The following is a 21,980-nucleotide window of genomic DNA, read 5'->3' on the forward strand; positions in this document are numbered from 1 at the left end:
GCCGATTAATGGCAATTCCTGAATAAAATTATCGATTATTACTCACTTGTTTCTAACCCGGACAGATTCATAGCCTACAAAGCTTACCACCAGCTCAGCATCTTCTGAAGCTTCAATTTTATAGTTTCCCTTCAGGTCAGAAACCGTCCCTTTACTGGTTCCTGCCACTACGATATTAGCACCGGGAAGTGGTTTTCTTGTTTCCGTATCTATGACAGTTCCTGTCCATGCACCGTCCTCGTACATGGCTTCTACAGTAAACTTCTCATGCTTTACGAAATTGGCTGTTCCGCCGGTTTCATTTCCGGAAATTTCAATTACATCATCATTATCGACATATCCTACCACTACAGTTTCATCCATTGTCTCTCCATTTGTTGACATGGTGGAGGAGGCTGGAGCTTTACCATTTAGCGCGAAGACAACAGGCATCACCATTCTGACTTTTACGGCTTTTCCCCGCTGTTTCCCGGGATTCCATTGAGGGGAGTTTGCGATTACTCTGACCGCTTCATCGTCACAGCCTCCGCCAATGCCTTTTACGGGTTTAATGTCTGAGAGGCTGCCGTCTTTATTCACGATAAATTGAACATACACTCTGCCCGAAATGCCTGCTTCTCGTGCTGATTGAGGGTATTTGATCTCTTCACCAACGTATTGGTAAAACTTCTCAATGCCACCGGGGTACTCCGGCTGTTCTTCCACTATGGTAAATACCTCACCCTCCATTTTTGACTGGTTAGCTACATAATCAAAGTTTGCTCCATCTTTTTTTAATGCGATGTAGATCGTCCGGGCAATTTTGTCTACGTTGATTGAGTGGATGAGCTTCGGGTCAAGGGATTTCAATTCTTCCGAATCGGATAGCTTGTCATTCTCACCTACTTCCACCTTCATAAATGAAAGGTCTCCTTTAATCTCGGCCAGGTTCTCTTGCATATCCGCAGGAAGCTGGTCAAAGGAGATTGCATTGCCGGATTCCCCCATCTTTTTGATTTCAGCATCCAGCTCTTCATTGCACGCAAATGTGATAACCAGAAGCGTACAAAGTATCCCTAATGCACCTAGCTTCCAGGGATTGATCTTTTTTACAGTTTGTTTCATTGCTTTTATTCGTTTTAAGATTAAACCATCATGGAAGGAGCTGGCCAGGCTCAGTCCATTTGATTTCAAAGTAGAACTGATCAGTATCGATGAGTATTGGTCGAGGCTATACGACTTTAGCGCATAGGCATCAGCCTGGTACTCATGGATTTTTTTAATTTCTTTATTGATATACCACGCCGATGGCAGCCACCAGAAAATCACGCGGAAAATCTGGAAAAACAGCAGATCATAACTGTGGCCGAGTCTCACGTGGGCATACTCGTGTTTTAGGATAGGTAGAAAGGACTCCTGTTCTTCTTCGATGCGATTGCTGACGAAGATCCATTCAAAAAATGAAAAGCTGCCTTTCAGGCTTGGGACCCTCCGAATGTCAATACCATAGATGGTTCTTCGCTCACTGCTAAACCGAAGTTTTACCAGATAGATGAGGCCCAGCATTATTTTATATAAAAACCAGCAGCTGATGAGGATGTAAAGCCATACTAAAGCACTGGGTCCTGATTCGGATTCTGAAGGCTCACTGATGGGAATGTAACTTACCGGGTTGAGCTGGAGCGCAAAACCTGCTTCTTTTTCCGGAGGGAAAAGAAAAGACTGAATGGATGGTAAGGTGAGCAGGGGTATGATCAATGCAAGGAGGGTACTACCAATAAGGTATGTCCGCATTTTTGCATACTGAGTCTCATTCTTCAGAAACATCCAGTAGCCCAATATCAGTAGTGAATGGATAATGACGAATTCTATCAGGTAGCGGATCATGACTTGTTCTTTTTTAGTTCGTTTAACAACTGTTCCAGTTCATTAAGGCTCAGATTATCCTCTTTGGTAAAAAAGGAAACCATCTGCCTGTAGGAACCACTGAAATATTTCTTTACAAAACCTTTCATAAAAGACCTGGTATAGTTTTCCTTCGAGATCAACGGATGGTACTTATGTGACTTTCCGTGAGCTTCATGTCCTACGAATCCCTTTTGTTCAAGGATCCGAACGATGGTGGATACCGTATTATATGCAGGTTTGGGTTCAGGTAGCTTTTCAATGACTTCTTTTACAAAAGCGCTCTCCAGCTCCCAGAGTACTTGCATGATTTCTTCTTCTGCTTTGGTTAATTCTTTCATCGCTGATTACCGGTTATAACTAAATGATTAGTTCAAAACTAATTCTTTAGTTGGTAGCATCAAAATTTATCAACTAATTTTTTAGTTTTAAGGGTGGAGTTTTGCGGGTGGACGACAGTTTGCAAAAAAAAATGACCCCGGCGTTATAAGAAGTTTTCAAACAAAAACACCAATATTCCCCTCCCCAAGCTTCGGGAAGAAAAAGGGTGTGGGGGAATGTTTATAAGCAAGTCTGTTTTTGTGTGAAAATTGTTGGGAACATTCAGGAATGCAAAACTGTCCTCTACTCGTTTTTGCTCATTTTCAGGGTTTTAGTTCATAACAGACATCTTCCTGAGAGAATTAACCTTCAAAAAATGTTACTTATGCCTGATAAAATAGTGTTTATCGAATAGAAAATTGACTTATTCCAGTGTTTGTTAATCTTTGTTTTGCGCCTAAAACAATAAACATGAAAAATATTTTACTGCTCGCTATAGGAGTAGTGTTCATTACCGGATCTGCTTCAGCGCAGTTTTTTTCCGGCAAATACCATAGCGAGCCCAGGATCTTTGAGTTTGATGTATTGAAAGTAAAACACCACCACAATGAAGTGGATAAGTATCATGGCGACCTTTCCGTGAAAGCGTATGGTGGTCACTCCGAGCTATGGGAAGCTTCGGCGAAAATGATTTCAGGTGATAAGGCGGATTTCTTCATTAGGAAGTTCGGCGCTGGCAAGGAGATTGTGACGGTGTATGAATTCAAAATTTTGATTGACGGGATAGAAGAGGACTATATCCTTATGGGGTATGAAAATGAAAAAGGGCACGGTTCTTTTATGGCTGTGGAGGAAATATTTTCTGATGCCTCGGAAGCCGATCTATTAGCTATCAAAATGTTCAGGCTTTCAAAAGGGCATTGAATCAAGATGTTAAATGGGTTTTTCCTCGCCGCCTTAAGGTGATGCATTTTTGCATCACCTTTTTGTTTTTACCACCTCACGGCTAACTTCCCAGTAGATTTTCTCGATTCAAGGAAGCTATGTGCTTCTGCCAGCTGTTCAGCAGGAAATTCTTTTCCTACCACGGGCTTGATCTTGCCCTTTTCAGCTAGCGCTATTACTTCCCGCAAGCATTGCTGAAAGGCTTCAGGCTTGTGGTCAGCAATTCTCAGCATATTGATACCAATGAGGGATTGGGATTTTGATACAAAACGGATAGGGCTCCACCAGCCAAAACCAAACACCAATCCCAGCATTTTAAAAATATTGCCACGGGCCTCTGTCAGTTTAGAGGCTCCGTACAGTACCAGTCGTCCGCCTGCATTGAGCAGCTTAAAATCCTTCTTCACATAGTTTCCACCTATAGGGTTAAAAGTGGCGTCTAATTTTTTTCCAAAACCCAGCCTTTCAATTTCCTGCTGATAGTCAACTTCCCGGTAGTTGATCGGATAATCAACTCCCTGCTTTTTCAGGTATTCCATTTTTGCCGTGGACCCGGCGGTCCCAAAGATGATGCAGCCTTTTGCTTTCAGGAATTGGATGAGGGCGGTTCCTACCCCTCCAGCTGCAGCGTGGATCAATACATGATCTCCTTTGAGAAGAGTGACGGTTTTCTCCGCTGCAAAGTAGGCAGTCACATATTGCGTAGCCAGGGCCGTGGCTTCTCCGAGGCTGAGACCTTCCGAAATCTTTGCAACTCCTATAGCCGGAGAAACAATATGATCAGCATATCCGCCAAATCGTGTAAATGCCAGCACACGATCACCTACTTTCAGACCGGTTACACCATCACCTGTCTCTTTGATACGACCTACGTTTTCATAACCGATCACTGTAGGTAACGGCGGACAGTCCTGGTAGATGCCCAGGCGGGCCATGACATCAGCGAAGTTGAGCCCAAAACCTTCCGAGGCTACAAGCACTTCTCCCGGGCCTGGTTTTGGGGTGGGGGTTTCTCGTAGCTCAAATGCGGTTTCCGGTTTTCCGTTTTTGACCAGTGTGTAGGCTTTCATATATAGTTAGTTCTTTGAAGGTTGGCTAAAATATTGGTCCAATTGTTTTTCCAGTTCGCTCTTATCTGCATAAGTCGGAGATAATGAAGGCTGACCCGGGAAGTTTTCCATGTGCAGCGTTTGAGTAGGGAATGCGAAATTTACTCCCAGCTGCCTGGACAGCTTAATGATCTCCAGGAGGATCTCATGTCGTGCTTTAAGCTCTGCTGACCAGTCGGGCACTTCAAAAAAGATGTAAAACATGATATTGAGCGAAAAGCTCGCCATGTCATTGAAGTATATATTGTAATAGTCTTTCCGGGTATCCGGGTGCTTTTCCACGATCTTTCTGAGGCCCTGCACAAAGGCTTCGATAACCTCCGGAGGCGTGTCATAAGTTACGGCTATCTGTGTATAGAACCTTCGGTATTTCCGCATGCCGTGGTTATCTATGGTGCTGTCAGCAAGCTGGCTGTTGGGGACGTACATGAGGGAGTTTCTGAAGGAGCGGATCCGGGAAGACCGAAAACCCACTTCTTCCACCGAACCATCTATTTCACCGGATGTGATCCAGTCACCGATCTGAAAAGGTTTGTCAATGAAGATCATGAGTGATCCGAAGAAGTTTTTGATGGTATCCTGGGCAGCCAGGGCAAAGGCTAAACCCCCAATGGACAGTCCGGTCAGTAAAGGAATGATCGGGATATGCAGGCTTTGTAAGACAAACAATGAGCCTATCGCTACCACAAAAGTCTTTAAAGTTTTGCGGAGTAAGGGTACCAGCTGGTCATCCAGGGTGCTTTCAGTCTTTATGGCCAGGCGCTGCAGGTACTTTGCCAGGATGTCTACTATACGGTAAAAGACGATGGTACCAAAGAGTGGAAGCAAGGCTTTTAACCCCATGATGATATACTGCGACATATCAGGGGGAAGCTGTATCGTGGGTAAGAAAATGACCAGCAGCAGGAGGATCACAAAAATGCTGATGGGTTTGGCCACAGGGACCAGAAAATTGTCAGCCAGGTTTTCATAGCCTGCTTTGAGCAGCATTTTCAAAATAAACCTCTCAAAAAGGAAGGTGAGCAGTTTGTGAATGATCACACTGAGGAGCGCCAGGATGAGGATACCTATGTACTGGTAGAGATGGAGCCCCATGATCTTTTGAGTGCCCATTTTTGGGAGCAGGTCCAGCAGCTTGTCGGTACCGAACCGGTAAACTTCTGCATGTAGGTCTTCTATGGCGGCTATGGTCCGTCGGGAGTAGTACCATTTTCCACCTACACGATCCAGGTAGATCTGTGGATGCTTTTCGGTGAGCAGGTACTCGTGTTGCTTTTTTAGTGAGTCAAAATAATCCGGCTTCTTAGGGATCAGCTCCATGTCTATATAGGTACCTTCTCCATCCAGGATCTGCTTGAGCTTGATCGCATAGCTTTCTGCAGCCGTCTGTGACACGCCTTCACGTTTAAAAGGGATTGCGGCCAGGGCAGGTTGATACTGCTCTTCCTGCAGGTAATAGAGGTGTGTTTTAACAGTGCCGTACGGGCTGGACAGGTCCACATACAGAGAGTCCTGGCATAGCGCCGAAAAAGATAAGGAACAAAGAAGAACAAAAACCGGTCGCTTCATCGTATTAAAGTATTATTTGGGGGCAAAGGTAAGTTTTATTCAACTTAACTTTGGTCCTTTAAATTTTTGATAGCTATATGAATAACCCATTTCTGCAACAGTATGATACTCCTTACGGGGTACCGCCATTTGATCAAATAGAAGTATCCCATTATATGCCTGCTTTGGAGAAAGGCATAGAGGAAGCGAGGAAAGAGATCAAGCAAGTCGCAGAAAACCCGGATGAGCCTACTTTTGAAAATACCATAGAAGAGCTGGAGCGCTGCGGAGAACTGCTGGACCGGGTGGCTAACGTGTTGTTTAACCTGAACTCTGCAGAAACAAGTGAGCCTCTCCAGGAAGTAGCCAGAGATGCCTCGCCTGTGCTTTCTGCCTTTGATAATGAGATCAAGCAAAACCAGCAGCTTTGGAAGCGGATCAAGTCAGTTTATGAAAAGAGAGCTGTTTTTCAGCTTGATCATGAGCAGAAAATGCTTCTTGAAAAAACGTATAAGGGATTTGTGCGAAGTGGTGCAGATCTGCAGGGAGAAAAAAAGGAGCGGTACAAGGAGGTGACAATGGAGCTCTCAAAGTTATCTCTGCAGTTTGGTGAGAATGTGCTGGCTGAAACCAATGCATACCAGCTGGTGATCGAGGATAAAAAGGACCTGAAAGGCCTCCCAAAGGATGTAATTAGCAGGGCTGCTGCTACTGCAAAGCAAAAAGGTAAAGAGGGGAAATGGGTATTTACACTTCAGGCTCCAAGCTATGTGCCCTTCATGGAGCATGCTGATAATCGTGCCTTACGGGAGACCTTGTATAAAGCCTACATGGGCAAAGCGCTGAAGGGAGACAAATACGATAACCAGGAAATCATCAAGCAACTGGTGAAACTGCGCGCCGAAAAGGCTCAGCTATTAGGTTACCCTACCTATGCGGCTTATGTGCTGGAGGAGCGTATGGCGGAGAGTCCGGATAAGGTTACAGGCTTCCTGAATGACCTTCTGGAGAAAGCTTTGCCCAAAGCTAAAGAAGAGGTGGAGGAGCTTAAGGAGTTTATGCAATCCCTGGGAGTAGACCATGAGTTGCAGCGATGGGACTGGGCCTACTATTCGGAAAAACTCCGCAAGCAGAAATATGACCTTGATGATGAGCTGACTAAGCCCTACTTTAAGTTAGAAAATGTGATAGACGGAGTTTTCAAAACAGCTGAAAGACTTTATGGGGTTTCTTTCAAAAGGAGGACGGATATCCCGGTCTATCATCCGGATGTGGAGACTTATGAGGTGATTGACAAGGATAAGGGGGAAGTCAGCGCTGTCTTCTTTGCTGATTTTTTTCCACGGGATGGGAAAAGGGGAGGCGCATGGATGACCTCTTACCGGGATCAGAAGAAAGTGAATGGAAAAAAGATCATTCCGCATGTTAGTATAGTATGTAATTTCACGCCCTCATCTGAAGATAGTCCGTCCCTTTTGAAGTTTGATGAAGTAAAAACGCTTTTCCATGAGTTTGGACATGCCCTTCATGGTATGCTGGCAGATACAAAGTATGGCAGCCTGTCAGGCACTCATGTTTACTGGGATTTTGTAGAGCTGCCCTCCCAGATCCTGGAAAACTGGTGCTATGAAAAGGAGTGCCTGGACCTGTTTGCAAAACACTACCAAACGGGTGAGCTGATACCGGCAGAATATGTGGAAAGACTAAAAGAGAGCGCTATTTTTCATGAGGCTTATGCGACTTTGCGACAGCTTAGCTTTGGGCTGCTCGATATGAACTGGCACCACATGCCGCTGGAAAAAGCCGGCACTGTAGAAGATGTGAAAGCAGTGGAGCAGGAGGCCTTTGCCCCGACTGAGCTTTTTCCCACCGTGCCGGATACCAATATGAGCGTTCAGTTCGGTCATATATTTGGCGGAGGCTATGCAGCAGGTTATTATAGTTATAAGTGGGCGGAGGTACTGGATGCGGATGCCTTCTCAGTATTTCAGGAGCGTGGCGTATTTGACCCGGAGACGGCCAGGTCCTTTAAAGAAAATATCCTTAGCAGAGGAGGTACGGAGCACCCTATGAAGCTTTACAAAAAATTCAGGGGTAAGGAGCCTGAGCCAGAGGCGCTGTTGAAAAGGGCCGGGTTGGTTTAGTAATACTCAATCTCACTGTACAGGTTCTGATCTTCCTGCTTAAGGTCTTCCAGTAGGTCTGCGGTGAGGTCGTCCAGCTCGGTTTTGAGCTTTTCTACTTCATGCGCCTTGAATCCTTTTTTACCAAATACAAGCTCTTTCTCACTGGGGGAGATAAGCTCTTCCCGGTACTTTTTGTCAGTGACAATTCTGTTGAGTTGGGCTGAAACCACACCCAGTAAACTAAGTGATTTCTTACTGTTAAACTGCAGCTGCTTTTCCGGTACGCCATACAGCATTGCACAGATCTCGTAGTTGTTCAGATCGATGGTTTCATGAGCATCCCGTTGCAAAGTCCGAAGTAGTCTGGCCATACGTTTCAGACCACCGTTGCATTTACTGTCCCGCGCATTGATCCGGGCAATGTTCAGGAAGGGGAGGTATCTTCGCCGGGTTTTTTGCCCCAGGTTGTATTCGCAGATCCCACGGTCGATCTCTCTTTTGCTTGCCCTGAATTTAGCATTATCCAGCCAGACTGCCGGTAGTATACTTACCTCGCAGGTAGGCTTTAGAGTGGTTAATCTTATCTTGTGTTTACTGCTGTAGTTTACTTCTTTATAGCCACCCTCTTTAGTAAGGACGTCCATCAGCTCCTGGGCGGTCTGGTAAACCACTTTCCATGGCTTTTGATTGGGACCGGGATTGGTGAGGACTATCAGCTCCACACCTCCATATAATACCACGTGTGTTTCCGTCTGAATAGGTCCCTGATACCGAAAATCTACATGAAGCCCTCTTTTCTCAAATTCTTTTGCAATCTTGTCCTGGATCCTTTTTGCTAAATGAAATGTCTTATAAGCGTAGGAAGGTTCTATTTCTTCCATAGATTCCAAGGCATACCTTACACTATCTGCGTATTCATATTCCTCAAAAGCATCAGAAACAATAGACTCCCGGAGCGCCTCATCATACCTTCTACCGAGAAGGTTCTCTAGCAAAATGCCATAGTCCTTAATCATAAATTTTTTCGGCCGTGATTCTAAGCAAAATAAGAATATTGGGTGAAATTATAAATTATTTATGAATATAATGCAACTTGGAATGCTATTGAATACTTTTATTGTAAAATTTCAAGAACACGTGTCGGACTGAATGGTTTTCCGGAATCTTTCTTAAATACAACTAAAACCCATTAACCCGGATATACAATAGCATAATCGGTGTTAATGGTTGACAGATTTTCGAGTTGCGGGTTTTCTGTAGGGCTTTAGTTGGCCGGGTAGAAGATAAGTTGAAGTGAGTAATCGTCTTCCTGGTAGGTTTCATTGACTTTCGGATAAGGGTTTACGTCAAGTAGTTCTACAGTGTAATCATACCAGTTTACTGTGGTTTGCTGACCTTTCATTACTTCTCCGGAAACCAGGTCAAAATGGGCAAGGCTGTCACCGTGTGCAAGCCGAACAGAAACCTGAGCCTGTCCTGCCCGGATACAAGTGGCCATTTCCGGGCACCTGGAGTCAGACTTCAGTTTAGTAAAAGTTATCGAGTGTGTCCCAAAGCTCTTTGTTTCTCCAGGTTTCAGGGTAAACTCTTCTTCCGGTTTTATGGAATCCTTTCCACAGGAAAACAACATGAACAGCAGGGCGAAATAGATGAGTTTTACTATTATCTTCATTTTTTTAGTTTTTAAACCTTTCATAAAAGACTCCTCAGGGACATTTTTGGTTGGTTGGTCTTAAAATATTTAAATAACCTTGCTGGCTAATTCATAAAAAAACATTTATTTTGCTCCATCATGAAGCTTGTAGCCGATATAGTCCCCAATTCGATCTGCTAAGAAACCACTAGCAGGCACGGCTATATTCACCTTTTTTATTTCCCACATTTTTCATTTTCTATCATGTTACAAGCTTTCAAATACATTCAACGTATATATAAGTTTTTTATTCTGGCATTAAAAGGGTCAGAGAAAGAGTTCACCAAGGGCAATATTGACCGGGCGATTTTTCTGTTGTCAATTCCTATGATCGGTGAAATGATCATGGAGTCGCTTTTTGCTGTGGCTGACGTATTTTTTGTTTCACAGGTCAGTGTAAATGCGGTAGCTACAGTAGGGCTTACAGAGTCTATACTGATGATCATCTACTCCATAGCCATCGGCTTGAGTATGGCTACTACAGCCATCGTGTCGCGGCGAGTGGGTGAAAAGAAGTTTAAAAGGGCAGCCGACGCTGGTTTTCAGTCTATCCTTTTAGCCACTATTTTGTCTGCGTTACTTGGGGTAGCCGGATTTTTCGGTGCTGAGGAGGTGCTTCGTCTTATGGGAGCGGATCCAGACCTTATTGCTGAGGGTGCGGGCTACACTAAAGTAATGTTTGCGGGAAATATCAGCATTATTTTACTTTTCCTGATTAACGGGATCTTTCGCGGAGCAGGTGATGCTTCCATTGCGATGCGATCCCTGTGGATAGCTAATGGACTGAACATCATTCTGGATCCTATTTTGATTTTTGGTTGGGGCCCAATACCTGAAATGGGCGTCCAGGGTGCTGCCATAGCAACTACCATAGGCCGGTCAACGGGCGTACTTTACCAGGTATTTTATCTGGTGAATGGTCGCTCACTGATCGTAATGGGAGCCAAAAACGTGGTATTCAGGCTCAAAACCATTTTTGAGTTGATTCGGATCTCACTAGGAGGAATGGGCCAGTTTCTTATTGAGTCTGCCAGCTGGATCTTTTTGGTTAGGGTAATGTCACTATTTGGCGCTGAAGCTTTGGCAGGATATACCATCGCTTTCAGGGTTATCGTGTTTACGATCTTACCATCCTGGGGCATGTCAAATGCTGCAGCCACCCTTGTAGGACAGAACCTTGGGGCTAAATCACCCGATAGAGCGGAGATCTCTGTGTGGAGAACAGCCCTGTATAATATGATCTTCCTGGGAGTGGTTTCAGTGATATTTTTTGTAGCTGCACAACCTATAATCCAACTGTTTTCTACAGAAGATGCGGTCGTTGAAATTGCCGTGTCGGCATTGCGTATTGTATGCCTGGGTTATGTGTTTTTTGCTTATGGTATGGTTATCAGCCAGGCTTTTAATGGAGCCGGAGATACCCGCACACCTCTGGCTGTAAACTTTGTGGTCTTTTGGCTTATTCAGATACCGCTTGCCTACTGGTTGTCGGTTATGTTGGACTGGCAGGCAAACGGGGTGTTTTTTACAATAGCGGTGTGCCATTCTTTGCAGGCAGTGATCTCTATTTTCCTTTTCAGAAGAGGAAAATGGAAAACCATAGCAGTCTAAGTAATACTTCCGGGTTGTCCGGGTTAAAAATCTATTGATATGAGTTCCAGGTTTTGGTCTACAGCCTTGTAAACCTGGAACTTATTATCGTATATCATAATAGATACCGGCTGGCTGGATGTAAGCGGACGTCCGGTTACCAGGTTGCCCTGCCGGTCATAAGTATAGAGATAAGTTCCTCCCGGATCTACGAAGATGATAAACTCAGTCCCACCGCCAAGCTGGTAGTACTGATGGAAAAGTTGATTGGTTGTCAGGTAGTCTTTTTGGAAAAGGACATTACCTTCAGGGTCCAGGATCTCATATTTATTTTCCGTATGGCGTAGTACCAGATACGTGTCTCCGGTTACGTCTTTCATGAGGATAAAACGGGTAGTAGTGGCCGGCTTGTAGAGCTGTTCGCGTCTTATCAGTGTACCCTCAAAGTTCATTTCGATAAGTTCCCCATCTGTGGTGATTACTGTTATGGTTGAATGATCAAAAGTGTTCTCATTTTTGATAAAAGCTTTTTCCCTGATGGCTTTATCAATCTTTTTAGGAAAACCAGGATAGTGATTTCCACTGCGGCTCAGGAGGTTAAGGTCTCCGTTTTCCAATAGGACCATAATGACGTCTTTTCCATTGATCCGAACGTGAGTTGGTGCCTGAACCGGCGGGGATTCAAAAGTCATTGGGTCCCACTCACCAAGAGGACGCACATTTTTATCTGTTAGGTATACATTGCCATTTCGATCTGCCAGGCCAAACCGGTAATCCCTGGTATTATTATAGTCGATCAATGAGAAGTGTGAGATTTTGCCTTCAGGCAGCCCTCTGGGAAACTCAGGGATGTACTCTCCGGTCCTGTCAATGATATGCACTGCGGATGGAGTGGTGAAGACCATCTGCAGTTTGCCGTTTTTGTAATAGTCAAGCTGATAGATGTCACTGTTGATTTTTTCTTCGAGCCGCTTGCTCCAGAGTACTTCAAAACCATTAGAGACAAGATAGATATTATTGAGAGAGTCCTGAATAAATACCTCTTTCTCACGGTTGTTGTGGTTAGTTACGAGCCAGGGTTTTGTAGTGATGGCATTAGGGATCGTAAGTGACTTTTGTGTATTAATTCGCTCGGGAATGTTCGTTTGAGGCAGGTCTGGCTGATAAACGGTCACATTTGTATAAAATTTTTCGTCCACCGTACTAAACTGAAAGGCCAGAAACTCCAGGTTTTTGTAAGTAAACCTGTGATTATCAAAGTGGATTTCCCAGGAGCCCGTCAATATGCTGTTGAATTGGTTCCATGCTCTGGGGGTATTAACAAAAACACTGAAATTGGCTTCTTTATTGGTCTGTTCCAGGAACCTGTTGATCCGCAGGGACTTACTCCATGTGTTTTCATTTTCAATACTGATCGTGAAATTTTTAAGCTGCTGAAGGTGGTTGCTAAATACCAGGTAGTTTCTGAACTGCAGGTAGTAGATCTCCTGAAAACCTTTGGCTATTTCACCCAGCATGGCATACGGAAATTCAGGAGCGGGTAATTTTCGTATTTGATAATCACCGAATACTTCAGTGTAAACCGTGTCCTGCTCTTTGGTTGCAATTCGTTCACCCACAGAGTTAAAATAACTTAGCGCTTCGCCGATATCATTGATCTCCAAAATAAGCAGCTGGTTTTGCTGTCCTGTGACTGCTGACTCAAGGGTAATAACGGCGATTTCCTGATCCAGGAGTGAGTAGGTGTAGTTCACATCAAAGTCTATTTCCCGGAGTAGCTCCTTTTGCTTATCAAGTACTTCGGGAGAGGTAATCTGAAAGTAGGCATTAAAAGACTTGCCCAGTGCTACCGGGTCAGCCGCGGTTAGGTGATACATCCAGGAGGTTTCGTTGGGAATGATCTCCGCCATATCAAACGTTCCGCCACCGCTATTTTGGAAGTTTGTTAAGAAATGACTCGGCTCATCTGCATAGGAAAAACCATTCATTGTAATCACCTCATTGTCTACTTTCAGGTCCAGAAATGCGGACTTGGCCAGATTGATATTGTAAGGAGTTTTGGTGAAAATGTCAAAGAAAGAACCAAGCCTATTGAGGTTGAGGTACACATTGCCCTGATCTTTTTCCAGCTTTGCCAGTTGCTGAAGTTCTGGGTTTTTCTTATTAAAACCCGGATTTTCATTATCTGCTATTGTCCGGATGGCATCCTCTACAAGAAATGCGGTAAAACTTCCTATGAAATAGTTTTTGTAATAGATGTATGTAAAGCTCGTGTTTTCTTTTGGGTTGGATACTTCCGTAATGGTAAAGTCGAGGTATTCTCTTGTCCTTTTTTTATAGCCGAGATCTCTGAAATATGCCAGTGCTTTGCTGATGTAAGTTTGCTGGGATAAGCTTTTGATCTCGACAATAAACAGGAAGTCGAATGCGGTACTGGAGGTCACATTCATAGAGATCAGTGCTGTGTTTTTTTCAAAGAGGGTTTCGAAATTTCCCTTACCGGCTAAAGTATCCAAAATGTGTACGTTTTTAGGAATACTACCCACCTTATCGATCAGCGACAGGTTTTCCCAAATGGTTGTCTCCTGGATTTGCCGGAGGGTTTGTAGCGGAGCTTCAGTTTCGTACACCATGACGGCATTTCCTGGCACAAATGACCACACAGTGAGGTTTGCATCCTTTACCCATTTGTCATAGGTAAAGTAGCCTGTCCCCACAAGTAGAATAACCGCCAGAAATATTAGAAAACGCTTCAACCCCAAAGTTATCAGATGCAATGAAAAAAAGACTCTTAAGTAATCGGGAGAGTCCAAGCTTGCTGCAAGATAATAAGAAGCAGTGCTTAAATGAAATCAACAAAAAAACCTCCTGAGAAACCAGGAGGTAATGTAAGGTTTTATTCTGTCTTCCTCCGTGATTAGCTAAAGCTGGAAGAAATATATTCCCTGTTGAGCATTGCTATATTAGTCAGGCTTATTTCTTTAGGGCATTCAGCAGAACATGCTCCGGTATTTGTACATGCTCCGAAACCTTCCTCATCCATCTGAGCCACCATTTTGGCTACCCGGTCTTTAGCTTCTACTTTTCCCTGAGGCAATTTGCCAAGGTGAGCCACTTTAGCAGATACAAACAGCATAGCCGATGCATTCTTACAAGCTGCCACGCAAGCCCCGCAACCAATACAGGTAGCCGCATCCATTGCTTCATTAGCTACTTCTTTTGATATCGGGATTTCGTTTGCGTCCGGAGCTCCTCCGGTATTGACAGAGATATATCCACCGGCCTGTATGATGCGATCAAATGAAGTCCGGTCAGTTACCAGGTCTTTGACTATAGGAAATGCCTGGGCTCTCCATGGCTCAATGGTAATGGTATCCCCATCTTTAAAGCTTCGCATATGAAGCTGACAGGTAGTAGTTTGTTTAGGTCCGTGGGGCTTGCCATTGATATACAGGCTACACATCCCACAGATACCTTCCCGGCAATCGTGATCAAAGTGCACAGGTTCTTCTCCCTTCTCCTCCAGCTCTACGTTGAGCTGGTCCAGCATTTCAAGAAAAGAGCTATCCTGGGATACATTATCCAGTTCGTATGCTTTAAACTCTCCTTTTGTGTTGGCGTTTTTTTGCCGCCATATTTTTAATGTCAATTTCATAATCTTATTTCTTAAGTCTTGTGTCTTAAGGGTTTTTATTACTTATAGCTTCTCTGCGTTAGTTTCACGTTTTCGAAGGCAAGATCCTCTTTATGTAAAGCTTCCGGTTTATTTTCTCCTTTATATTCCCAGGCAGCGACATACGAAAAGTTCTCATCGTCACGTTTAGCTTCACCTTCTTCCGTCTGGTACTCTTCGCGAAAGTGTCCTCCGCATGATTCGTTTCTATGAAGCGCGTCATCGATCATTAATTCTCCAAGCTCCATGAAATCAGCCACTCTGCTGGCTTTTTCCAGGCTTTGATTGAGCTCATCATCGCCACCGGTCACTTTCAGGTCGTTCCAAAATTCCTCTCTTACCTCCTGAACCAGCTTTTTGGCTTTTTTAAGTCCATCTGCATTTCGTGACATACCACAGTAATCCCACATAATCTTGCCCAGCTTCTTGTGGAAATAATCCACCGGCTTGCTTCCTTTAATGCTCAGAAGCTTTTTAATACTCTCATTTACACCATTCTCAGCTTCCCGGAAAGCTTCATGATCTGTAGGTATTTTGTCATAAGGCATAGTAGCCAGGTAATCACCCAAAGTGTAAGGGATAACAAAATATCCATCAGCAAGACCCTGCATCAATGCGCTTGCTCCGAGACGGTTAGCTCCATGGTCTGAGAAGTTAGCTTCCCCAAGCGCATAGAGCCCTGGAATGTTAGTGCTCAGGTTGTAATCTACCCAGAGGCCGCCCATGGTATAGTGCACTGCAGGGTAGATCTTCATTGGCACTTCGTACGGATTCTCACCAGTGATTTTTTCGTAGATATCAAACAGGTTTCCGTACTTTGATTCGATGGTCTCTATACCATCTCTTTTTATAGCGTCTTTAAAATCCAGGTATACTGCCAATCCTGTAGGCCCGACACCACGCCCCTCGTCACACACATATTTTGCGTTTCGGGATGCTACATCCCGGGGTACGAGATTGCCAAAAGACGGGTACCTGCGTTCCAGGTAATAGTCCCTGTCTTCTTCAGCAATATCCATGGCTTTCAGCTCACCTTTCTGGATTTTCTCAGCATCTTCTTTCTTCTTAGGTACCCATACCCTTCCATCGTTTCTCAAAGACTCTGACATCAGGGTCAGTTTTGACTGGTGCTCACCGGAAACGGGAATGCACGTAGGGTGGATTTGCGTGTAGCAGGGATTTGCAAAAAGAGCGCCTTTCTTATGTACTCGCCATGCTGCTGTTGCATTAGATCCCATGGCATTGGTAGATAAGTAGAATACATTTCCGTAACCTCCGGTGCATAGCAGTACGGCATGAGCTGAATGTGACTCTATCTTTCCGGTAATCAGGTTTCGGGTCACAATCCCTCGTGCTTTTCCATCTACCATGACCACATCCAGCATTTCAGTACGCGGAAAGAGCTGGACTTTCCCATTTGCAACCTGCCTGCTTAAGGCGCTGTATGCACCAAGAAGTAATTGTTGCCCGGTTTGGCCTTTTGCATAAAAAGTCCTGGAAACCTGTGCCCCTCCAAACGAGCGGTTTGCCAGCTGGCCTCCGTATTCCCGCGCAAATGGCACCCCCTGAGCTACACACTGGTCGATAATATTTACACTGACCTCAGCCAGGCGGTATACATTTCCTTCACGGGAACGATAGTCCCCACCTTTCACAGTATCATAAAAGAGCCTGTAAACGCTATCCCCGTCATTTTGATAGTTCTTGGCAGCATTTATTCCTCCCTGAGCGGCTATACTGTGTGCCCTTCTCGGACTGTCCTGAAAACAAAAAGACTTCACATTATAGCCGAGTTCGGCAAGAGAGGCAGCTGCAGAAGCACCGGCAAGTCCGGTACCCACTACAATTACGTCATACTTTCTTTTATTAGCCGGGTTGACCAGCTTCATTCCGAATTTGTGTCGGGTCCATTTTTCAGCTACAGGACCTTCTGGTATTTTTGATTCTAATTTCATAATCAGTCTTTTCGATAAACTATCCCATAAAGAACATCCAAAGAGGAATCAGCGCAAACAAAGCTGGGATAATAATGGAGTAAGCCACCCCGATGGCCTTGATTGCTGGTGTATATTTCTTGTTGTTTAACCCAAGTGTTTGAAAAGCGCTCTGGAAACCATGAAATAAATGGAAAGCAAGAATGCCCATACAAACCACGTAGAATGCAACATACCACCATTGTGTGTATGCTGCACTTACTACAGCATGGAGATCCCCCACAGTCTTTCCATCATAAGTTGCTTCAGGCATATCTCCAAACTTACTTTCAAACCAGAAACCTTTTAAATGAACCACAAGGAAGATGAAAATGATCGTTCCGAGAATGCCCATGTTTCGTGAACTCCAGGTACTGCTTTTACCCACTTTTGAGTATCCTACTCCGCGGGCTTTTTTGTTTGTTCTGGTCAGAATAATTGAGACAGCCACATGGAGAAGAATAAAGAAGAAGTTTCCAATGGAAATGGTCTGAATCAATGGATTGCTGCCCATAAATTCAGCATAAAGGTTGAAAGTTTTGCCTGAAGAATCAGTGATGAGTTGAAGGTTTCCAATTAAGTGTATTACTAAAAATAAGATAAGGAATAACCCGGTCAGGGCCATTAAGATCTTTCTGCCAATCGTGCTGGACAGTGTTCGGATAAACCAGTTCATATATTTCTCAGTATTTCAATAGTTTGCCGCCAAAGGTACTTCTCGATTGTTGATCAAACAATCCTAAAACTTATTTTGAATCTTTCTAAATAAGCAGAGCCGTTGTGTTAGGTAAGATTTTTGCTTCATTTGCAATATGATCAATTGTATGACCTGTGTATTCTAATCTTGCAAAATTCTTTTTTAGCATTCTGATTTTGATTTCTGTGAGCAGCCAGGCAACTCATATTCGAGGAGGGTTTGTTCAAATTGTTGAGGTAGTTGATAAAACTGTCACTTTCGAATTTATTGGATTGAGGGATCGTGGATCAAGCATTGAGATTGGTGGTGGAGTGTTTGAGTTCGGGGATGGCGAGTTTATAGAAAGAGATTTTGAAATAACCCGTATTCCACTGAATGATGAGGTGGAGAGGGTTGTGTTTACAGTAACCCATACGTATCCAGGTCCAGGACAATATACGGTCAGCTATGCGGAAGAATATCGAAATGCGGATGTTTTAAATATGGAAAATTCAGTTAATACCAATTTCTATGTTGAAACGACCTTTACCATTGATCCTTTTATAAGCAATCAGTTTCCCAGGGTTAGTGTATTTGATGATTTTGTGGCCTTGGTTGGCGAGAAATTCACCTGGGCACCTAATGTGGTAGATCCGGATAATGATTTAATTACCTTCAGGATTACTACTCCAATGCAGGGTCGTCATTTGATTGTGAATAATTATCGTGAATTTAACAGTGAGGAGTTTTACACTGACTACAAGAGTGGAAATCAAGCCAGTGACGGCCCTCCTGTTTTTGAAGTAGATCCATTTTCCGGAAATCTTATCTGGGATGCTCCTGGTGATGCTATTCAAGGGGGTGTAAGAGAATATACCTTAGCTCTGAAAGTCACGGAAATGAAAAAGGTAGGGTCTGACTGGTTTCTGAATGAGTAGAATGACAATGGATTTCCAGTTCATTGTAGAAGAAATAAAAGTACTCAAACCCGTTGTGAAAGTCCCGCAGAATCTTTGTGAAAACGAGGAGCCCTATAATCTGGAGTTAGTTGATAACCCCGGTGTTTTGATGAGAGTGGAAGCTCCATTTTTGAAGACATCAGAAGGTAATTCCCTTAATGAGTTAGATAGCCTTTGGATCGCCGGTGACACCATAATTGAGTTTGAAGCCAATTCGGAATCAGGAAAGCCCTATAATTTAGGATACCTTCGATTTGAAAGAAGGAATGACCCTTTTTTTGATGTTAATCAAAGCTTCAATGTCTTTTACACTACGGATTGTAATGAGTATACAGAAGCGATCCAGTTAGTTACAGGAGGTATTAACCTTTTCAGGAATGACGTCACCATTTATCCAAATCCTAATAATGGGAATTTCAAAATACATACCGAAAAGAATCTTTATTCCTTTAAAATAGTTACTGTTGGAGGTGAGATAATTTTGGAAGGGGAACTCCAAAATGATTCCGTATCTTTAGGGCAGTCTGTTCTATTGAAAAACGGAGCCTATCTCACTCAATTTTTTGATGAGAGAGGACGTTTCCTGGGAGTCCACCGCTTGTTAATTGTTAAGTGATAAATGATTACGACCAAAAATAAAATTGCAACTAAGGCGACCATCCTTTTAGTGGTCTTTGCTTTGATCATAATTGGTCAGGCTGAGGCAACCCATATACGAGCCGGTGAAATTACCATTAAAGCAGATCCAAATGATCCTCTTCTATACGCATTTGTATTTACCGGATATCGGGATAGAGGTTCCAGTATTGAGTTTGGTGGAGGAGTGTTTGAGTTTGGAGATGGAAATTCTATAGAACGGGATTTTGAGATTCAGAGGACTCCTGTCTCTGATGAAGTAGAAAAGGTACAATTTGTCGTATCTCATTCCTATCAGGCTCCTGGTCCTTATATAGTGAGCTATAAAGAAGAATATCGCAATGCGGACATTCTCAACATGGATAACTCGGTCAACACTACCTTTTATGTGGAGACCTACTTTGAGATTGATCCGTTTCTGGGAGAGAATGATTACCCGGTGCTGACTGTGCCCCCGATTGATTTTGCTGCAATAGGGGCATTGTTTATCCATAACCCCGGCGCTACGGATGCAGACGGTGACAGCCTTGCTTATAAGTTTGTTACCCCCAAGCAGGGGCGTAATATGGTTGTAAACAATTACCGTCCATTGAATGCCGAGGAGTTTTACGTAGATATCAATTATAACCAGGGTTCCGAGGAGCAGACTCCTCCAAAGCTTACCCTGAATGCCCTGACGGGTGATCTGGTCTGGAATGCTCCCGGAGATGCTATCCAGGGAGGTGTGCGGGAATACAATGTGGCCTTTATCGTAGAGGAATGGCGCGAGCGTGAGGGGGAGTGGTTTTTGATCAGCTATGTGACCCGGGACATGCAGATCATCGTGGAAGAAACGGATAATGAGCGACCGGAGCTGGAGGTTCCGGATGATATATGTGTGGAAGCAGGCACACGGGTAGAAGAGGTCATTCAGGGCACCGATCCTGATGGTCACCCGGTAAAGCTGGAAGCCTTTGGCGGACCCTTTGAGATATCCTCACCGGCGACCTATTCACCTGATCCGGCAACCTTCCAGGACCAGCCTGCCTTTTTGGACTTTGAGTGGAATACGGTGTGTGGCCATATTAGACTGAGGCCATATGAGGTACAGTTTAAAGTCACAGATGATCCTGAGACTGGCCCGAGCCTGGTCAATTTTGAGACCTTTGAGATCACCGTAGTGGGACCGGCTCCTACAGGACTGACCACTACCGTGGAGCCGGGACGGTCCATGCAGCTAAGCTGGGATGGGTATAGCTGTCCGAATGCAGACAGCATGCAGGTATGGCGGAGGGTAGGGAGCTATGAGGTCATGCTGGATGACTGTACGATAGGCATGCCTGCCAATACGGGTTATGAGCTCATCGATCAGATCCCCATAGAACAGACCTCTTACCTGGATAATAATGATGGGCAGGGGCTGGCCCCGGGAGCTAACTACTGCTACCGGCTGGTGGCGAAATTTTCAGCGCTCAGTGGAGATGCCCTCAGCTATGTATCAGAAGAAGCCTGCGATAGCCTGATCCTGGATGCACCTGCCATCACAAACGTGGATGTAGAGACTACCAGTGAGACCAACGGAGAGATATTGGTGCGGTGGGTACCTCCTTACCAGGTGGACCCGGTAGCAGCGCCACCGGCATATACCTATGATCTTTTCCGTGGAGAAGGCGAAGGTCCGAGTGATGAGTACGAACTGGTTGAAGGTGGGATTTCGGATACGGTATATACCGATACCGGACTGAACACAGCCAACCTTGACTACAATTACTTTGTGCGCTTTTATGACAGTGGAGGGATACTGATTGATTCATCAGCGACAGCATCCTCTGTTCGCCTGGAGCTGACCCCTTTACTGAAAGCCATAGAAGTGAACTGGTCAGCGAACGTACCCTGGTCACTAAGAGATCAGGACTATCCGTACCATTATATATGGAGGGATCAGGTACTGGAAGGTGACCCCTCCCAGCTTGTTTTGATTGATTCAGTGAATGTAAACGGGAATGGGTTCATTTACCTGGATAACGGAGATCATAATGAAACCCCGCTGGATGAAGAGGTGGAGTACTGTTATTATGTGACCACCTACGGGAGCTATGACAATGAGCTGATAACCGAACCCCTTATCAACAGGTCACAGATCAGCTGCGCTCAGCCCAATGATACGATAGCGCCGTGCAGGCCCCCGGAGCTGGTGCTGGTCAATAACCTGAGCTGTGAAGAGATAGTGGCCAACCTGTCGTGTGGCACGAACATCTATTCAAATACACTGAGCTGGGGGGTGAGTGAGGATGCTGACTGTGATGACGACATAGTGTTTTACAATATCTACTATTCAGCCACAGGAGAAGAAGGAAGCTTTGAGGTGATCGACACCTCGTTTGATACGGAGTATACCCATGCCAACCTTACCTCCCTGAAAGGCTGCTACCAGGTTACGGCAGTAGACCGGTCAGGGAATGAGAGTGCATTTACCGAAACGATCTGTAATGACAACTGTCCGGTATATATACTTCCGAATGTATTTACACCGAATAATGATGGGAAGAACGATGTATTTGGTCCGAGGCATAATAATGGGCTGAATATTCAGGGGTTTGATAATTCTCTGTGTCCGCGATTTGTGCGTTCGGTTGTTTTCACGGTATTTGACCGGTCGGGCAATGAGGTGTACAGGTATGATTCGTTTGAGAACCCGAACGGCATCTTCATAAACTGGGATGGCACGAACAAAGTGGGAGATGAGCTTCCGGCAGGGGTTTATTATTATACAGCCGATGTGGAGTTTAACCGGCTAAACCCAAAGGATGAACGCGAAACGTTGAAAGGATGGGTTCAGATATTAAAATAGTTAATCCGAGCCCTGCT

Annotated in this window: 16 protein-coding genes; 6 read left to right on the forward strand and 10 right to left on the reverse strand. The window is 44.5% G+C overall.

Going from position 1 to position 21,980, the window contains the following annotated elements; translation table 11 throughout:
• Positions 1-42: 42 nt before the first annotated feature.
• Positions 43-1,866 (reverse strand): TonB family protein, encoded by a 1,824-nt coding sequence (locus AC3E9V_RS06060; protein ID WP_488752296.1) that lies wholly within the window; start codon positions 1,864-1,866, stop codon positions 43-45.
• Positions 1,863-2,225: a BlaI/MecI/CopY family transcriptional regulator gene (locus AC3E9V_RS06065; protein ID WP_488752297.1), complete on the reverse strand. Its 363-nt coding sequence runs from the start codon at positions 2,223-2,225 to the stop codon at positions 1,863-1,865. Before AC3E9V_RS06065 ends, AC3E9V_RS06060 begins: the two co-directional genes overlap by 4 nt.
• Positions 2,226-2,676: 451 nt before the next feature.
• Here AC3E9V_RS06065 and AC3E9V_RS06070 point away from each other — a divergent pair, with 451 nt between their 5' ends.
• A complete protein-coding gene (locus AC3E9V_RS06070) occupies positions 2,677-3,129 on the forward strand; it encodes a hypothetical protein (protein WP_488752298.1) in 453 nt (150 codons plus the stop codon).
• 68 nt (positions 3,130-3,197) lie between these two features.
• Here AC3E9V_RS06070 and AC3E9V_RS06075 read toward each other — a convergent pair whose 3' ends face one another.
• Positions 3,198-4,220, reverse strand: coding sequence for a quinone oxidoreductase family protein (locus AC3E9V_RS06075; protein ID WP_488752299.1), 1,023 nt, complete (start codon positions 4,218-4,220; stop codon positions 3,198-3,200).
• Between the two features lie 6 nt (positions 4,221-4,226).
• Complete coding sequence (locus AC3E9V_RS06080; RefSeq protein WP_488752300.1) at positions 4,227-5,828, reverse strand: mechanosensitive ion channel family protein; 1,602 nt, start codon at positions 5,826-5,828, stop codon at positions 4,227-4,229.
• Between the two features lie 77 nt (positions 5,829-5,905).
• Between AC3E9V_RS06080 and AC3E9V_RS06085 the strand changes: the two genes are divergently transcribed.
• Complete coding sequence (locus AC3E9V_RS06085; RefSeq protein ID WP_488752301.1) at positions 5,906-7,951, forward strand: M3 family metallopeptidase; 2,046 nt, start codon at positions 5,906-5,908, stop codon at positions 7,949-7,951.
• Here AC3E9V_RS06085 and AC3E9V_RS06090 read toward each other — a convergent pair.
• Together AC3E9V_RS06090 and AC3E9V_RS06095 are read right to left on the reverse strand one after the other, a co-directional pair.
• A complete protein-coding gene (locus AC3E9V_RS06090; RefSeq protein WP_488752302.1) occupies positions 7,948-8,949 on the reverse strand; it encodes a hypothetical protein in 1,002 nt (333 codons plus the stop codon). The genes AC3E9V_RS06085 and AC3E9V_RS06090 overlap by 4 nt on opposite strands.
• Before the next feature lie 248 nt (positions 8,950-9,197).
• Complete coding sequence (locus AC3E9V_RS06095) at positions 9,198-9,605, reverse strand: hypothetical protein (RefSeq protein ID WP_488752303.1); 408 nt, start codon at positions 9,603-9,605, stop codon at positions 9,198-9,200.
• Between the two features lie 225 nt (positions 9,606-9,830).
• Between AC3E9V_RS06095 and AC3E9V_RS06100 the strand changes: the two genes are divergently transcribed.
• A complete protein-coding gene (locus AC3E9V_RS06100) occupies positions 9,831-11,237 on the forward strand; it encodes an MATE family efflux transporter (RefSeq protein ID WP_488752304.1) in 1,407 nt (468 codons plus the stop codon).
• A 23-nt stretch (positions 11,238-11,260) separates the two neighbouring features.
• On the opposite strand, the gene AC3E9V_RS06105 is transcribed toward AC3E9V_RS06100, so the two are convergent.
• The 4 genes from AC3E9V_RS06105 to AC3E9V_RS06120 form a co-directional block, all read right to left on the reverse strand.
• Positions 11,261-13,972 (reverse strand): hypothetical protein, encoded by a 2,712-nt coding sequence (locus tag AC3E9V_RS06105; protein WP_488752305.1) that lies wholly within the window; start codon positions 13,970-13,972, stop codon positions 11,261-11,263.
• A gap of 161 nt (positions 13,973-14,133) precedes the next feature.
• On the reverse strand, positions 14,134-14,871 hold the full coding sequence (locus tag AC3E9V_RS06110) for a succinate dehydrogenase/fumarate reductase iron-sulfur subunit (RefSeq protein WP_488752306.1): 738 nt from the start codon (positions 14,869-14,871) through the stop codon (positions 14,134-14,136).
• Between the two features lie 38 nt (positions 14,872-14,909).
• Positions 14,910-16,844 carry a fumarate reductase/succinate dehydrogenase flavoprotein subunit gene (locus tag AC3E9V_RS06115; RefSeq protein WP_488752307.1) on the reverse strand — a complete coding sequence of 645 codons (1,935 nt, stop codon included), beginning with the start codon at positions 16,842-16,844 and terminating at the stop codon, positions 14,910-14,912.
• A 19-nt stretch (positions 16,845-16,863) separates the two neighbouring features.
• Positions 16,864-17,538, reverse strand: coding sequence for a succinate dehydrogenase cytochrome b subunit (locus AC3E9V_RS06120; protein ID WP_488752308.1), 675 nt, complete (start codon positions 17,536-17,538; stop codon positions 16,864-16,866).
• A 206-nt stretch (positions 17,539-17,744) separates the two neighbouring features.
• On the opposite strand from AC3E9V_RS06120, the gene AC3E9V_RS06125 reads away from it, so the two are divergent.
• Genes AC3E9V_RS06125 through AC3E9V_RS06135 form a run of 3 tightly spaced genes read left to right on the forward strand, consistent with a single transcriptional unit; the run spans position 17,745 to position 21,963 of the window.
• Entirely contained in the window at positions 17,745-18,476 is a 732-nt protein-coding gene (locus tag AC3E9V_RS06125; protein ID WP_488752309.1) for a hypothetical protein, read from the forward strand.
• Positions 18,469-19,113, forward strand: coding sequence for a T9SS type A sorting domain-containing protein (locus AC3E9V_RS06130; RefSeq protein WP_488752310.1), 645 nt, complete (start codon positions 18,469-18,471; stop codon positions 19,111-19,113). The genes AC3E9V_RS06125 and AC3E9V_RS06130 overlap by 8 nt, the downstream gene beginning before the upstream one ends.
• Before the next feature lie 3 nt (positions 19,114-19,116).
• Complete coding sequence (locus AC3E9V_RS06135) at positions 19,117-21,963, forward strand: T9SS type B sorting domain-containing protein (protein WP_488752311.1); 2,847 nt, start codon at positions 19,117-19,119, stop codon at positions 21,961-21,963.
• Positions 21,964-21,980 lie beyond the last annotated feature (17 nt).

It is taken from the genome of Marinoscillum sp. HNIBRBA16962, from assembly GCF_057801515.1.